Annotated in this window: 18 protein-coding genes; 3 read left to right on the top strand and 15 right to left on the bottom strand. The window is 58.7% G+C overall.

The window, feature by feature from the left end; translation table 11 throughout:
• The 9 genes from KIK84_RS04755 to KIK84_RS04715 all read right to left on the bottom strand — a co-directional run bounded on the left by KIK84_RS04755 (position 1) and on the right by KIK84_RS04715 (position 4076).
• Positions 1 to 435, bottom strand: a complete 435-nt coding sequence (locus KIK84_RS04755; RefSeq protein WP_214121868.1) for a hypothetical protein — start codon at positions 433 to 435, stop codon at positions 1 to 3.
• A gap of 23 nt (positions 436 to 458) precedes the next feature.
• Positions 459 to 1544 (bottom strand): hypothetical protein, encoded by a 1086-nt coding sequence (locus tag KIK84_RS04750; RefSeq protein ID WP_214121866.1) that lies wholly within the window; start codon positions 1542 to 1544, stop codon positions 459 to 461.
• 45 nt (positions 1545 to 1589) lie between these two features.
• Positions 1590 to 1931 (bottom strand): hypothetical protein, encoded by a 342-nt coding sequence (locus KIK84_RS04745; RefSeq protein ID WP_214121865.1) that lies wholly within the window; start codon positions 1929 to 1931, stop codon positions 1590 to 1592.
• A gap of 48 nt (positions 1932 to 1979) precedes the next feature.
• Positions 1980 to 2519 (bottom strand): RebB family R body protein, encoded by a 540-nt coding sequence (locus tag KIK84_RS04740; RefSeq protein WP_214121864.1) that lies wholly within the window; start codon positions 2517 to 2519, stop codon positions 1980 to 1982.
• Complete coding sequence (locus tag KIK84_RS04735; RefSeq protein WP_214122309.1) at positions 2516 to 2716, bottom strand: RebB family R body protein; 201 nt, start codon at positions 2714 to 2716, stop codon at positions 2516 to 2518. The genes KIK84_RS04740 and KIK84_RS04735 overlap by 4 nt, the downstream gene beginning before the upstream one ends.
• 54 nt (positions 2717 to 2770) lie before the next feature.
• Entirely contained in the window at positions 2771 to 3043 is a 273-nt protein-coding gene (locus tag KIK84_RS04730) for a RebB family R body protein (RefSeq protein ID WP_214121862.1), read from the bottom strand.
• A 51-nt stretch (positions 3044 to 3094) separates the two neighbouring features.
• Complete coding sequence (locus tag KIK84_RS04725) at positions 3095 to 3361, bottom strand: RebB family R body protein (RefSeq protein WP_214121860.1); 267 nt, start codon at positions 3359 to 3361, stop codon at positions 3095 to 3097.
• A gap of 97 nt (positions 3362 to 3458) precedes the next feature.
• Positions 3459 to 3728 (bottom strand): RebB family R body protein, encoded by a 270-nt coding sequence (locus KIK84_RS04720; RefSeq protein ID WP_214121859.1) that lies wholly within the window; start codon positions 3726 to 3728, stop codon positions 3459 to 3461.
• Positions 3729 to 3785: 57 nt separating this feature from the next.
• Positions 3786 to 4076, bottom strand: a complete 291-nt coding sequence (locus KIK84_RS04715) for a RebB family R body protein (RefSeq protein ID WP_214121857.1) — start codon at positions 4074 to 4076, stop codon at positions 3786 to 3788.
• Between the two features lie 456 nt (positions 4077 to 4532).
• Here KIK84_RS04715 and KIK84_RS04710 point away from each other — a divergent pair, with 456 nt between their 5' ends.
• Positions 4533 to 5312: an SDR family oxidoreductase gene (locus KIK84_RS04710; protein ID WP_214121855.1), complete on the top strand. Its 780-nt coding sequence runs from the start codon at positions 4533 to 4535 to the stop codon at positions 5310 to 5312.
• Entirely contained in the window at positions 5309 to 5983 is a 675-nt protein-coding gene (locus KIK84_RS04705; protein ID WP_214121853.1) for a nitroreductase, read from the top strand. The genes KIK84_RS04710 and KIK84_RS04705 overlap by 4 nt, the downstream gene beginning before the upstream one ends.
• Here KIK84_RS04705 and KIK84_RS04700 read toward each other — a convergent pair.
• From KIK84_RS04700 to KIK84_RS04675, 6 genes are read right to left on the bottom strand one after another with little or no spacing between them, the layout of a single operon-like run.
• Positions 5964 to 7829 carry a M48 family metalloprotease gene (locus tag KIK84_RS04700; RefSeq protein WP_214121851.1) on the bottom strand — a complete coding sequence of 622 codons (1866 nt, stop codon included), beginning with the start codon at positions 7827 to 7829 and terminating at the stop codon, positions 5964 to 5966. The genes KIK84_RS04705 and KIK84_RS04700 overlap by 20 nt on opposite strands.
• 19 nt (positions 7830 to 7848) lie before the next feature.
• Positions 7849 to 8979 (bottom strand): thiolase family protein, encoded by a 1131-nt coding sequence (locus tag KIK84_RS04695; RefSeq protein WP_214121850.1) that lies wholly within the window; start codon positions 8977 to 8979, stop codon positions 7849 to 7851.
• Complete coding sequence (locus KIK84_RS04690) at positions 8958 to 10385, bottom strand: AMP-binding protein (RefSeq protein ID WP_250207757.1); 1428 nt, start codon at positions 10383 to 10385, stop codon at positions 8958 to 8960. The genes KIK84_RS04695 and KIK84_RS04690 overlap by 22 nt, the downstream gene beginning before the upstream one ends.
• Positions 10366 to 10950, bottom strand: coding sequence for a biotin transporter BioY (locus KIK84_RS04685; protein ID WP_214121848.1), 585 nt, complete (start codon positions 10948 to 10950; stop codon positions 10366 to 10368). The genes KIK84_RS04690 and KIK84_RS04685 overlap by 20 nt, the downstream gene beginning before the upstream one ends.
• A gap of 42 nt (positions 10951 to 10992) precedes the next feature.
• Entirely contained in the window at positions 10993 to 11586 is a 594-nt protein-coding gene (locus KIK84_RS04680) for an energy-coupling factor transporter transmembrane component T family protein (RefSeq protein WP_214121846.1), read from the bottom strand.
• Complete coding sequence (locus KIK84_RS04675; RefSeq protein WP_214121845.1) at positions 11580 to 12287, bottom strand: energy-coupling factor ABC transporter ATP-binding protein; 708 nt, start codon at positions 12285 to 12287, stop codon at positions 11580 to 11582. The genes KIK84_RS04680 and KIK84_RS04675 overlap by 7 nt, the downstream gene beginning before the upstream one ends.
• Positions 12288 to 12483: 196 nt before the next feature.
• Between KIK84_RS04675 and KIK84_RS04670 the strand changes: the two genes are divergently transcribed.
• Positions 12484 to 12942: a cache domain-containing protein gene (locus tag KIK84_RS04670; protein ID WP_214121844.1), complete on the top strand. Its 459-nt coding sequence runs from the start codon at positions 12484 to 12486 to the stop codon at positions 12940 to 12942.
• Positions 12943 to 12958: the final 16 nt, after the last annotated feature.

The following is a 12958-nucleotide window of genomic DNA, read 5'->3' as shown; positions in this document are numbered from 1 at the left end:
TCACTTGGGCGACATGGCTGTCTGTGCTGTGGGGATCGGAGCGGATGCCGATTGGTTGCTCATCGCGTTGGCTGCTGCTGCAGTAGCTGCTTGAGCGCGTGCCGATGCTTCTTGGACCAGTTTGGCTTGGGTTTGCCAAGTTTGTTGCATGGCATGGGTAACTTCATGCAAGCTATTTCGGATGCTGCATTGGGCGGTTTTGACAGCATCTTGTGCTAGTCGCTGAGATGCAAGCATGCTTTCTTGGCCATGGTCTTGCGAGGTGGGTGATGCAGCGTAGTTTTGAGGCTCGATCTTGATGAAGTTGGCATCAGCGACATTGGAGGCTGTGGCGGATGTGGTGTTGGGAGCGGAATCCGTTGCCATGCGGTACGTGATATCAGATGCGGTGTTAGGCGCGGTGCTGCCTGGGGTGTTGCTAGCTGTTGTGTTCATGGTGTAAATAAAGTGGCTTAGGCTCAGGACATATTGGGTGGAAGCCCTTCACTGGGCGTAGGGGGCGGGAAAGCTCCAAAACTGCCCAGAGAGAGTAAGTACTGAGCGCTGACGTGAAGCACGGCTTGCTGGTCTCTGTTTTGCAAGGTGAAGCTCAGCGATGCGCCGTCTTGACCGAGTCGGCTTTGGCGCAGGTTGTTATTGCTTAGAAATGCCTGCGCACTGCGGAGATATTGGTCGAAGAGTTGGCTTGCCTGCGTGCCAGTTTCGGTACTAAATATGGTTTGCGTCACTACTTGCAGAACGGCTTCAGATACGCTTGCAAAACCGAGCTTTCTCCCCATGCCAAGCCAGTTGTGTAGACAGCGTTGCACATCATCAGGTGATGCGAGTCGATGGGGGAGTTGCGGGCAATCCAGCGCTCCGAATGCCAATGGCAACAGTGTTTGCATGGCTTGAGTCGCAATGGAGTTGCGTTCCTCCGTGGTCGCGTCCAGGGCATGGAGCTTGGCCACTTGCGCAAGATAGACTTGGTAGTAGTCACAAAACTGCTGAACGGTACGAGCTTGGTGTACTGCAAATTGAGCAGCGTCTCTTCGCAGTTGTTGCGGGTTTTGTCCCAGTTGTCCATCGGGCAGCGCAGCGAGGTCGAAGAGGGCCAGCCGATCCAAAAAATTCATCCCTTGAAATACCGCTGAGCCGGCAACACCGAGGTCTTGCAACAGTGCGTTGGCGCGTGCTAGTTGTGCTGCAGTGATGATTTGGTTGTCACTCAGAATCCGCTGGGTTTGTTCAAGTATTGGAGTGCTGGTGTCGCCCGATTCGGCTTGTGCAAGTGTGCGCAAATTAGGACTACCCAAAGCCATTAGCTTGATCGGGCTGATCCACAAGCCCAGCGTCGGTAGTAGGGCCATAGGACAAGCATGCAGCCCTTGCTGAACCTCCCCTACTAGCAAGGTTTCATCTGGTAGGTCGTAGCAGACGGTGGGGTTGTTCAGGGCCCAATCCAACCACTGCAGTCCACCGTCGACGAAAGCGAGGGTTTGGCGTGCGAGCATCGACAAATCACCACTTTTGTGAATGATCTTGCCTGCAATGATGATGGTCATGGAGTGGACCCTTTGATGAGATGGGGGAGTCGTTCGAGGGGGGGCTTAGCCTGCTGGATAAGCTTTCACGATATTGGCGGCCGTGGCACCCACATTTCCAAACTCCACCGTGGCTTGGCTAATGAGCTGCTGCGCGTTGTTGATCACAGGGATGTACGATGGATCTTTTGTTGCCAAGAACTGGGCCATGGCCACACCCATGGTAGTGGTGGCGATGGTTGAAATGTTGCGTAAAGCATCGGCGGCGTCTTGCACTGCGATAGCGGTGGATTGGGCCACTGATTGATAGGCCTTACCTGCGCCACTGGTCATGACCACTTGTGGGCCCATGGTGGCAAGTTGGACTTGATTGATGGCATCAACCACTTGGTTGTTGGTGTTACTCATGGTGACTTCTCCTTAGCGTTGATAGGGTGGGGCCTACGTCAGGTAGCGTTACGCGTTCGGCTTTTCCGCTGTATTGCTCTGTGCTTCTGTTGTATTGCTTGGCTTTGGCACAGGGGGAGCGCCAGCACTGCTTGCCAGTTGTTGTAAGTCGCTCTGGGCTTTTTGGGCTACAGACGAACTGGAACCAGCAAGGGTTTGCAAGGTCGAGATGGCTGCATTGCCTTTGGCATAGGCATCTGCAACGCTGGCGTCTGGACTTGTAGCTAGCGGTGGAGCAACAGGCGGCGGAGGGCTTGGAAGTGGTTCTATGTGCGAGGCAGGTGGTGCTGACTCAGACTTAGGTGGGGCAGCAGGTATCGCCGCAAAGGTGTTGAGGATGCGTGCGCAGGCTGCAGTCACTGCTGCAGTGCTCACCATGCCTGCATTTTGTTGGCGGTTTACTGCGTTGTACATGGCCATACCCATGGTTTCCACCATGACGGTGTCAAGCATGGCAAAGGCCTGTGACGGAGCTTGAGCCGTCATGAGCGTGGCGACATTCGTGACGCTGTCTATAACTTGGCTGTTAACGGTGCCTTCGTCAGTCATTTTGAATTGGCTCCTAATTTATTGATTAAAACCAGAACTTGTGTGACGGCTGCTGCGGTGATGACCTGTCCACGCTGTTGGTTGGCGACTGCGTTTTGCATAGCGATGCTGGTGCTCTGTGACATAGCTTGGTAGACCATGCCCATTGCTGCCGCAGGTGTTGAGCCCACGTTCAATACGCATATGGGGGTCGGCATCACATCGGAGTCCTTTTGGGTGAGGCTCAGGCAGCACTCCAACAGCTATGGATTTCAGCGCACAGCTTCAATGCGTTTGATCGCTATACCAGTACTGCTTGTGTCAACGGAGAACAGTGTGGACAAGCTTTGGGTCGTGTTGGTTTGCATCGTGACGTAGGCTTGGTTTTGGTTGTTCGTTGCGTTGTGCGCAGTATTGGAGAGAGCCTGTCCGGTAGCCACCATCAGGTTGCCTGTGGCAATCGCTGGCGAAACTCCAATGACTTCGGTATTGACTTGTGTAATAGAGTCAGATACTTGACTGTTAACAGCGGTAGGAAAGGCCATGATGAATCCTTAAAAGGTTAGTCGGATGAATGTGGGCAGCAATCCAATGGATTAGCCTAGGATGGCTTTGGTAGCTTTGCCTGTAGATGCTGTGTCTAACGAGTACAGCAAGGCCACTCCTGCCGTAGTCGCAGCTTGTGCCGTGGTGTACATCTGTTGCTGGGCCATGGCGGCGTTATGCGCCGCATTGGCAAGCGCTTGTGCTGTGGCTTGGTACAAATTGCCCATGGCCATTGCCGGTGCAGTGCCCAGCACCTGTAGGTTGCTCTGTGTGACAGAGTCGGTAATCTGATTGTTAACTGCGGTAGGAAATGCCATGGGGCGTGCTCCTAATGAGGGGTATTGACGCTTTGCGCATGGGGCAGAGTCAAAGGTCAGGAATGTTTAGTTTCCAGACCTTTGACATAGCTTGCGTTTAGGCGCTGAGAATGGTTTTGGTCGCTTCGCCAGTACTTGCTGTATCGATGGAATACAGTGTTGCAACACCCATGGTGGTAGCTGCTTGTGATGTGACGTAGCTTTGTTGTTGTGCATTGGTTGCGTTATGGGCGGCGTTGGCCAATGCTTGGGCAGTAGCTTGAAACAGGTTGCCCATTGCAATAGCGGGGGCGTCGCCCAGCACTTTCGTGTTGGCTTGGGTGACGGAATCGGTGATTTGGTCGTTGACTGCGGTAGGGAATGCCATGGTGTTCTCCAGTTAATAAAAATGAGATTGGGAAGGTGAAGTAGCTGCGTATGGAACTTAGCCGCCCAAGCCTTTTACGCGGGGAGTGAGGATGGCCTTGGTGGCTTCACCTGTGCTAGCTGTGTCGATGGAGTACAGCGTAGAAACCCCCATGGTGGTAGCAGCTTGCGATGTGACGTAGCTTTGTTGCTGGGCGTTCGTTGCGTTGTGGGCGGCGTTAGCCAAAGCCTGGGCTGTGGCTTGGAACAGGTTGCCCATGGCAACTGCAGGAGCGTCTCCCAAGACTTTGGTGTTAGCTTGGGTGACAGAGTCCGTGATCTGATCGTTGACTGCTGTTGGGAAAGCCATTTTGATTCCTTTGTGAAGCGACCTGTTAAGGCCGTGTGTTGCTGAAAATTGCGACGGTTAGAACGTGGTTTTCTTTCAGACGCAGGCAAATCGTAATAATTTGCTCTCTGTTTGAGGTTGGCTAGATGACTAAAAATGGGGGGTGGTTGATGAAGTGAAATTCCATATCTGCACACGCCTAGGACGAGATTGCGATATATCCATTGCCAGTACATGGGCCTTGGAGTTGGGTTTAGAGACAGGCTTTTTTCCGTGCAGCTTGTGCTGTGCGTTTGCTGCAGCAACATGCACTGATGAATGAAAAAAACCTCAGTCGCGCCGTGGCTTTTTCGTTGGAGTTGGCAGCTCACTGAGGTCTTGCCATCTAGGACAATCGGTCAACCAAACAGCGTGCAGTTGCAGGAATTGCAGCAGTTGCAACGTGCGCACTGCACACGCCCAGCGGAGAGTTGAACCATGCAATTAGGAATAGAAGGGCGCCACGCCCTGGTATGCGCTTCCAGCAAGGGGCTGGGGCGTGCGTGCGCCGAGTCGTTGGCGCGCGAGGGTTGCCAGCTCACGCTGGTGGCGCGCACCGAATCCACGCTGCACGCCACGGCGCAGGCCATTCGCGCCGCTACCGGGGTGCAGGTCACGGCGGTGGTGGCGGACATCACCACCCCCGCAGGGCGGGGGCTGGTGCTGCAGGCGTGCCCCCAGCCCGATATTTTGGTGACCAACGCAGGCGGCCCGCCGCCCGGTGACTTTCACGACTGGACGCGCGAGGACTGGCTGGCCGCGCTCGATGCCAACATGCTCACCCCCATCGAGCTGATCAAAGCCACGGTGGACGGCATGGTGGCGCGGCGCTTTGGCCGCATCGTCAACATCACGTCCAGCGCGGTGAAGGCCCCCATTGATGTGCTGGGCCTGTCCAACGGAGCTCGCGCTGGGCTCACGGGTTTTGTGGCTGGCATAGCGCGCAAAACGGTGGCGCACAACGTCACCATCAACAACCTGTTGCCCGGTCCCTTTGATACCGACCGCCTGCGCGGCAACGCCGCCAAAGCGGCTAGCCACAGTGGCCGCACGCTGGAGCAAGAGCTGGAGCAGCGCCGCCAAGCCAACCCCGCCGGGCGCTTTGGCACACCTGCTGAGTTTGGCGATGCCTGCGCCTTTTTGTGCAGCGCGCAGGCAGGCTTTATCACCGGGCAAAACCTGCTGATGGACGGGGGTGCTTTCCCGGGGGTGTTGTGACACCTGTTGAGACACTCGCCAAGACAGTGCGCCGCTCCATCCGCGCCTTTTTGCCAACCCCGGTGGAGCCTGCGCTTTTGCACACGGTGCTGCGGCAAGCGCGCCAAGCGCCCAGCGGTGCCAACCTGCAGCCCGGCCATGTGGTGCAAGTGCAGGGCGCGGTGCGCCAGGCACTGAGCCAAGAGTTGCTGCGGGCGTGGCGCGAGCAGTACCCAGCGCAAGAGGACTACGGCTACTTTCCCCGCCCCATGCCCTTGCACCTGCGCCGCCGCCAAGTGGCCGCCGCCCAAGCGCTGTACGGTGCGCTGGACGTAGAGCGGGACGACAAGGCTGGGCGCGATGCCCAGTTTGCGCGCAACTTCTGCTTCTTTGATGCGCCGGTGGCGCTCATCGTCACCATAGACAGCCGCTTTGGCGCGGGTGGCTACATGGACTTGGGGATGATGTTGTACGGCCTGATGCTCGCTGCGCACGAACACGGGCTGGCCAGTTGTGCCATAGGGGCCATGGCGTCCTACCCCGGCATCATTCGCCAGCATTTGGGGCTGGATGCCAGCCAGCACGTGGTGTGTGGCGTGGCACTGGGCTATGCCGACCCGGCCGCCCCGGTGAACCAAACTGTGACCGAGCGCAGCGGTTTGGACGAATTCTTCACGGTGAGGGGCGCATAAACACTGGGTCAAAAGCGCTGCGCTCAATCTCTTGCAGCGTGGGGTTGCTACCCGCCCACAGCGCCAGCACCGGGCCGGGCAGGGTGATTTGCTGCTCCAGCGTGCGGCACAGGTGGTAGCGGTCTTCGTCGGCCATGTTGGGCAGTTCTACAAACAGCAGGTAAGCGCGGCGTCGTGGGAATTCGCGCAGGTTTTTGCGCACCACCCAAGCATAGCTGACGGGGGTATAGCGTGCGATGTCTAGCTGCACTTCGGCCAGCTCGAATTCGTTCAGGTCATGGCGGCTGATGAGGTTGAAGTAAGCCGTGTCGCTCAGTTCTTCCCAAGCGCGTTCTTCGGCCTCGGATGCGCGCTCTTTGCGCTGGCGCCATTGGTTCACGGCGGCTGCGTCGTACTCGGGGCTGCTGCGGTGCAGGGTGTCCAAGGTGTCCAGCGCCGTATTGCAGCACCACCAGCGGTCTGACTCGCTGCAGGTCCACAGTTCGTGCAGCAAATTGAGTTGGCTGGCATGTTCTTTGTCGGGCAGGCTGGCGATGAGGCCGCGCAGGGCTTCGGGGTAGTTGGGGCTGCGCTGCAGCGCCAGTTCGTACAAGGCCCGTACATCGTTGTGCGGGTGCAGGTTGCGCTGCAAGCGGGCCAATTCCACCAGTTCGGCGGCATTGGCTTGGTGCTGGCGTGCTTGCAGGGCAGTCGCACGCTCTTGGGCTTGCTGCATGCGGGCGTGGTGGCGTTTCCAGTCGCTGGCGTTTTGCGCGCACCATTGGCGGTTGAAGTACGCAATCCAGTGAGGGGCGCTGTTGCCCAATAGCTGCATAGCGCTGCCACGTGACCACGGGGGCAAGGTAGCGGCTGTATCCAGTGCCTCCAGCCGGTCACGCAAGCCAGGGTGGGTGTCGTCAAAGTTGCTGGGGCGTTTGAGTGCTTGGCGCAAGGCCTGGGCCGCTTGCGTTGGCGCTGGTGCGGTGCGCAGCAGTGTTTGCAGGTGGGTGTATGGGCCTACTGGCTGTGGATGGGTGGTGGCGGTGCTCCAGTGGTCGCGCCAAAACTCGTCGGCCCACCATGCGCTGCGTACCTCAATCTCTACCAAGGCGGCTGCGGTGGTGTCAGCACCCACCAAGCGGGCAGCCACGCGATCGGCCTCGTATTCGTCTTGCCGGGCAATGGCAAAGGTTTTGGCCATAAACCGTGGAAAGTACCAGCGCAAAAAAGCGTTGGTAGCGGCTTCTATCGCACCGCCAGAGCCGGAGAGTTGTGCGCTCAACTGCATCCACGATAAGCGGGTGCGGTAAATCCACGCACCAAAGCGGCCATGGTCTCCGCGCAGGTGGCCGTACTCGTGCGAGAGCACAGCCAGCAGGCGGGCTTTGTCCAGCGCCATCAGCAAGGGCAGTCCTATCACCAAATAATTGGTGTTGCCGCCCAACAGTCCAAAGCGCGGAACCTGCTGGATGGCGGCGTTGAACTCTTGGTTGAGCAGCACACGGTGGATGGGCGGGCCTTTGATTTTGCGGCGAATGCGCTCCAGTGCTTCAAACAAAGCAGGCGCTTGCGCCGCGGTGATAGCGGTGCCCTCAGGCGCATCTATGCGCAACCACAGTGCCCGGAGGCTAAACCACAGCAAACTCAGTCCGGCCACTAGCATCATGGCCAGTCCACCGCGAAAGCGACCATGCAGCAAGTTGGTGCTGGACCACCAAACCATGGCGCAGGCCAGAACCAAGCAACCCAGCACCCACGCATAGCCCAGTGCCGCAAAGGCGGCCACATTGCGCCGATAGGCATCGCTGTTGTCCGCGCTGGCTTGCTCGCTCAGGTGCACCATGTGCACAAAGTCCGCTCGCTCCATCCCCGTCTCCCTGTGTTGTTCAGTAGCTTGCTTCAGTGCGCTGTACCACGATGGCAGCGCCCAGCCCACCGGCCCCTGCAATGGCGGCCAAGCCGTAGTCACCGGTTTGGCCGTGGGCGTGCAAGTCGGTCAGCACCCGCACCAAGGCGATGGTGCCCGAGGCGCCAATGGGGTGCCCCCGTGCCACACCGCCGCCCCGTGGGTTGATGCGCTCTGGCGTTATGCCCAGGGTTTGGCAAAAGTCCAAACCCTGCACGGCAAAAGCATCGTGCAACTCTAGGCGCTGCACACTGTGTGCGGCAAGTGCTCCTGTGGCGGTAGATACACGCTGCAGTGCCTGCTCTGCTGCGATGGCTGCCATGCGCAAGGGCATGCGCGAGTCACCCCCAACCGAGGCGGTGCTGCACACCGTGAACAGTGCATGCGCCCCCGGTGTTGCATCGGCGCGCAGCAGCAGCACAAAGGCTGCGCCGTCGGCTTTGGGTGCGGTGGTGAGGGCGCTCATGCGCTGGGCTTTGCGGGCATCGAGCAGGCGCGGGTAGCTGTCGTGGGCACAGCCTGCCACGGGCACGATTTCGGTGGCCAGTTCGGCCTGGTGTTGCACGGCGCGTTGGTGGCTTTGCATCGCGTAGTCCAGCAGTTCAGCACGGCTGTAGCCGTGGGTTTGCGCGTAGTCGGTGGCGGCTTGCAGCAGGTCGGGGTCTTGGGTTGGATCGGGAGCAAAAGCCGGGCGGTCGTAAGGCACAGGCGCTTGCGCAGCATGCAGTGGGCGGTGCAGGCGCAAGGGAGCGCGGCTCCAGGCCTCTACACCGCCGGCCAGCACGCACTGGGCTTGGCCACTGGCGATCAAGCCCAACCCCAACGTGATGGCGTCCAGCCCAGCGCAACACTGCGTATCGACCGAGTAGCTGGCGCAGTGGGTTGGTAAGCCAGCGGCCAGGCTAACCATGCGGGCAGGGTTGCCGCCTGCGCCCAAGGCGTTGCCTACCACCACAGCGTCCACGGCTGATGGCTCCAAGCCAGCTTGCTGTAATACAGCGTGCAGCACGGGAGTGGCCAATTCGTGGGCTCTCAGGTGGGCCAGCGCGCCACCCACTGGGGCGACGGGGCTGCGTGCCCAAGCGTGAATCAGAGCAAGGGGCGCAGACATGGGTCTTGCCGCAGCAGTAGTTCGCCCAAGCGGGCGTGGTTGGTTTTGCCGCTGGCAGTCAATGGCCAGTCATTGCACAGCACAAATTGGCGTGGCACTTTCCAGCCTTCTAACCACTGGCGGCACCAAGCAACCAGTGCGGGGCTGGTCAAAGTGGTGTTGGCTTGCGTGGCGTTGTGGGCATGCAGCCGCAGCACTGCTACCACGGCTTGGCCACGCAGGGCATCGGGTACGCCATGTACCGATGCATTAGCGACGGCAGGGTGGCTGCCCAGCAGGGCCTCGAGCTCGTCTGGAAAGAGGTTTTTACCTTGTGTGACGATCATGCGGTGCTCGCGCCCTGCAAGGCACAAGCGGCCCTGTTCGTCTATGCGCCCCATGTCGCGAATGGTGAGCCACTCCACCCCGTCGAAGGTGGCGTAGTGGGCCGCTGTTTGGTCGCCTGCGCCCAGCACGTAGTCGCTGAACAGCATGGGACTGTGCACATAAATCAGTCCGTTTTCTATGCGCAGCCGTACATTGGAAAACGGCTGACCCACTACCTCAAACGGGGTGGTTGCATCCGCGTCTTGCCAAGTGATAAAGCTGGCTTCCGATGCGCCGTAAAACTCGACGATGCGCGCATGGGGGAACAGTGCCTTGACTGCTGCTGTGTGCTGGCGCGACCAGCGCGCACCGCTGATAAGGATGAGCTGGGTGCTGGCAATCGGGGCTATGTGGCGGTGTTGTGCCCATTCGAGCATGAGCAGCAGTTGGCTGGGCACTGCCACCAAGCAAGTGGCATGGCCTTGTGCCAAGGTGTCCAGCGCACGGCCTGCGTTAAAGCGGTCTTGCACCACCACGCCACCGCCAGTCCACAAGCCCAGCACCATGCCAAACAAAAATAGCGAGTGCGCAATACTGCCTGGTGCCAGTACGGGCCCGCATACGGCAGGGCCGAAGGTGTCTACGCACACGCGCAGGCTTTCAGTCCAAGAGCGGTGGCTGCGCCGAAAACCCTTGGGCACACCCGTGCTGCCAGAAGTAAAGCCGATATAGAAGCCTTGCTCCGCCGCTGGGAGTGGTGTGGGGGCGCTGGGTAAGTTGGCCAAGGCCTGGCGCACTTGTTGGTGCGTGGCCTCAGTCCAGTCCGGGTGCCCGATGGCGGCGCAGCGGCCACTGGCCTGCAGGGCTAAAAAGTCCAGCAGTTGCTCTAGGGGGCTGTCGTTTTGCGCCACCAGAACGGAACTGGGCAATGCGCTAGGCAGGGCTGCGGAACGGGCTTGTACTGCTTGCCACAGCTCGGCAAAAGACAAACTGTGAAGACCATCGCTCAGCGCAGGGCGTTGGGCTTGGGTCTGTGCCCACTGGGGCAGTGGCGCTATAACCGTGTGGTCTAGCACGCGCTTAGCTGGCTTGGCGGCCAAAGTTCCAGTCCGGCAGACCTTTGGCAACGGTTTGCACCACCAGGGCGCACACCACGCTCTTGATCAAGTCGCCCGGCACAAATGCCAATGTGCCCAATGCGGCTTTGCTCCAGTCCAGCTTGACCAAAAAGACCAAGCCAATGACACCAAAAATGTGGATCACCACAATGCCACCCACCACGGAGGCAACCCAAGCGCTCAGGGCAATGCTGCGGGGGGTCGCAGGGGTCTTGAGTGCCAGCAGGCGTTGCATCAGCCAGCCGCAGATGGCTGCAGCCACAGGCCAGCAAATGAGGTAACCGCCCGATGGGCCAAAGAACACGCCGATGCCGCCGCGGCCACCAGAGAGCAGTGGCAAACCGGCAGCGACGGCCAGCAGAAACAGCAGCATGGACAAAGCACCACGGCGTGGGCCGAGCAAGCAGCCTGCCATCATGACGCCCATGGTTTGCAGGGTGATGGGGACGCCGAAGGCCAAGTCGATTTTGGGGATCAGGCCCAGCACTGCCATCAAGGCGGCAAATAGGGCAACGTAGACGGTGGTTTCGCGGGTATTTTTTGTCATATATCGGGGCAATGGAGTAGGACGGAGGATGCGTGCGCTATGTCAGGAGCCAGCCCGAACGCGCAATGCATCGGCCACTTGTTTGGCGGTGCGCAGTATTTGGATGGTAAATGGCGCCATGAGTCGCCATGAGCCGCTGCGTCCAGCGCGGACGCGGTAGGCATCATCCATGCGTTTCCACTGAACAAAAAAATGTTCTGCAAACCGCAACATCAACGCCAGTTGCAGCGCAATGGCTTCATACCGAATACCAATGCGTTGCAGTGGACGCAATAAAAATTCTAACAGTGTTAGCAGGTCACTGTAACGAGTTGTTAATGTTAACGCGGTGGCCAGCGATGCGGTGCACAGCAGTCGCAGTGCGCTGCTGATACCCAGTGCTAGATCGCCCCATAGGGCATGCACCAGCACCACAATGGCACAGCTAAACCCGATGGGTTTGAGCACTTGCCACGCCTTGCGGGCACCGGGGCCTAGGCTCAGGAGTACGGCAGCACTGGCAAGAAAGGCCACCAGCAACCAAATCCACGCTTGCAACCAGAACAGGGCTGTCCCCGCTGCGCTGAGGCAGGCCAGTTTCCACCCCGCAGGCCAGCGGTGCAGCCAACTGGGGTGGTCGCTGTACAGGCTTAGCATGGTGCGACTGTGCCTTGCTGGTGGGACATGCGTTGCGCCACATCGGCTTCGTAGGCGGCGCAGACGGTGGTGCCGGGGCCATCGGCACGCACCCGCCCTTGATCCAGCCACAGCACGCGCTCAAAGTCGCGCACCCAGTGCAGTTGGTGGGTGGAGACCAGTATTTGCTGTTCAGCACTGGCAATGGCACGCTGCAAAAACGCTTGGCTGGGCAAGTCCAGGCTGGCGTAGGGTTCGTCCAGCAGCAGTATGCGGGGCTTGCCAATGCGCATAGCCAGCCAGCACACGTATTGGCGTTGGCCTTGGCTCAGGCTGTGGATGGCGCGTGTAGCCCAGTCGCCTAGTTGATGTGCAGACAAATACTCCAGCGCTTGCTGGTGTGCTTGCTGGCGCGGCATGCCGCGGGCCGTGAGGGTGAAGGCCAATTCCTCGGCTACCGTGGGGAAGATGATTTGCTCGTCAGGGTTTTGGAACATCAGCCCCACTTGGCCTGGAGGGCTTTGGTGGGCTGCTTGGTCGTGGGTGTGCACTGTGCCTTGGCTCGGTTGATCCAAGCCACAAATCAGACGAAACAAGCTGCTTTTGCCTGCGCCGTTGTCACCAATCAGGCCAATGCGCGATTCGGTCAGGTGCAAGTCAATGTCGCTCAGTACAGGGCGCGTGCCACGCACCCAAGCAACGTGGTTGAAACGGATAGTCATTGCTAAAAATTATCCGCTATGGGGAAGGGATATTGGGCTATCGATTTCTGCGAATGGGTTGGATCCATGAGTCAGCGTAGCAAGCGCTTCTATGACCAAGGTTAAAAGCTCTTAAAAAGCTGTTATTTCTACGGTTTCTTAACATCGATCAACCCTAAAATATTCAAGGGTTTGTTTGCCCTGTAAGGAGATTTCAATGCAATTTTCTCGTCGGTTTGCAATAGCGGCACTGTTGTCGGTGTCCTGTGTCATGGCGTATGCCCAAGAGCGTGGGACACGCGAAGAGGCGAAAGCCATGACCGATGCTGCCTTTGATCACATCAAAAAAGTCGGTGAAGAACAAGCCTACAAAGACTTCACCACGGACAAAGCCAAGTGGGTAAAGAAAGATATGTACGTACAGGTTTATAACAATGCGTCTATCAACCAAGCCCATGGTGGTAACCCCCAATTGGTGGGCAAGGACATGACCAATGTGCGCGATGCTAACGGTGTTAACTTGGTGCCGGACATGATCAAAATGGCTGCCAAAGGCGGTGGTTGGGTGGACTACGATTGGCCTGACCCTATAACCAAGAAAGTCATGGCCAAATCCACTTATGTACGCAAACAGCCCAATGGCGAAGGTTTTGTGGGCGTAGGTGTGTATCGCTAATACCGAGGGCTTTGTG

This window comes from Curvibacter sp. CHRR-16, from assembly GCF_018474005.1.
Lineage (GTDB): Bacteria > Pseudomonadota > Gammaproteobacteria > Burkholderiales > Burkholderiaceae_C > Allorhodoferax.
The sequence above is the reverse complement of the archived record's forward strand: the minus strand, read 5'-3'. Positions and strand labels throughout refer to the sequence as shown.

Bases quoted from the DNA above. Each gene is read 5' to 3' on its own strand.
- KIK84_RS04755 (WP_214121868.1), bottom strand. From the start codon at position 435: ATGAACACAACAGCTAGCAACACCCCAGGCAGCACCGCGCCTAACACC.
- KIK84_RS04750 (WP_214121866.1), bottom strand. From the start codon at position 1,544: ATGACCATCATCATTGCAGGCAAGATCATTCACAAAAGTGGTGATTTG.
- KIK84_RS04745 (WP_214121865.1), bottom strand. From the start codon at position 1,931: ATGAGTAACACCAACAACCAAGTGGTTGATGCCATCAATCAAGTCCAA.
- KIK84_RS04740 (WP_214121864.1), bottom strand. From the start codon at position 2,519: ATGACTGACGAAGGCACCGTTAACAGCCAAGTTATAGACAGCGTCACG.
- KIK84_RS04735 (WP_214122309.1), bottom strand. From the start codon at position 2,716: ATGCCGACCCCCATATGCGTATTGAACGTGGGCTCAACACCTGCGGCA.
- KIK84_RS04730 (WP_214121862.1), bottom strand. From the start codon at position 3,043: ATGGCCTTTCCTACCGCTGTTAACAGTCAAGTATCTGACTCTATTACA.
- KIK84_RS04725 (WP_214121860.1), bottom strand. From the start codon at position 3,361: ATGGCATTTCCTACCGCAGTTAACAATCAGATTACCGACTCTGTCACA.
- KIK84_RS04720 (WP_214121859.1), bottom strand. From the start codon at position 3,728: ATGGCATTCCCTACCGCAGTCAACGACCAAATCACCGATTCCGTCACC.
- KIK84_RS04715 (WP_214121857.1), bottom strand. From the start codon at position 4,076: ATGGCTTTCCCAACAGCAGTCAACGATCAGATCACGGACTCTGTCACC.
- KIK84_RS04710 (WP_214121855.1), top strand. From the start codon at position 4,533: ATGCAATTAGGAATAGAAGGGCGCCACGCCCTGGTATGCGCTTCCAGC.
- KIK84_RS04700 (WP_214121851.1), bottom strand. From the start codon at position 7,829: ATGGAGCGAGCGGACTTTGTGCACATGGTGCACCTGAGCGAGCAAGCC.
- KIK84_RS04695 (WP_214121850.1), bottom strand. From the start codon at position 8,979: ATGTCTGCGCCCCTTGCTCTGATTCACGCTTGGGCACGCAGCCCCGTC.
- KIK84_RS04685 (WP_214121848.1), bottom strand. From the start codon at position 10,950: ATGACAAAAAATACCCGCGAAACCACCGTCTACGTTGCCCTATTTGCC.
- KIK84_RS04680 (WP_214121846.1), bottom strand. From the start codon at position 11,586: ATGCTAAGCCTGTACAGCGACCACCCCAGTTGGCTGCACCGCTGGCCT.
- KIK84_RS04675 (WP_214121845.1), bottom strand. From the start codon at position 12,287: ATGACTATCCGTTTCAACCACGTTGCTTGGGTGCGTGGCACGCGCCCT.
- KIK84_RS04670 (WP_214121844.1), top strand. From the start codon at position 12,484: ATGCAATTTTCTCGTCGGTTTGCAATAGCGGCACTGTTGTCGGTGTCC.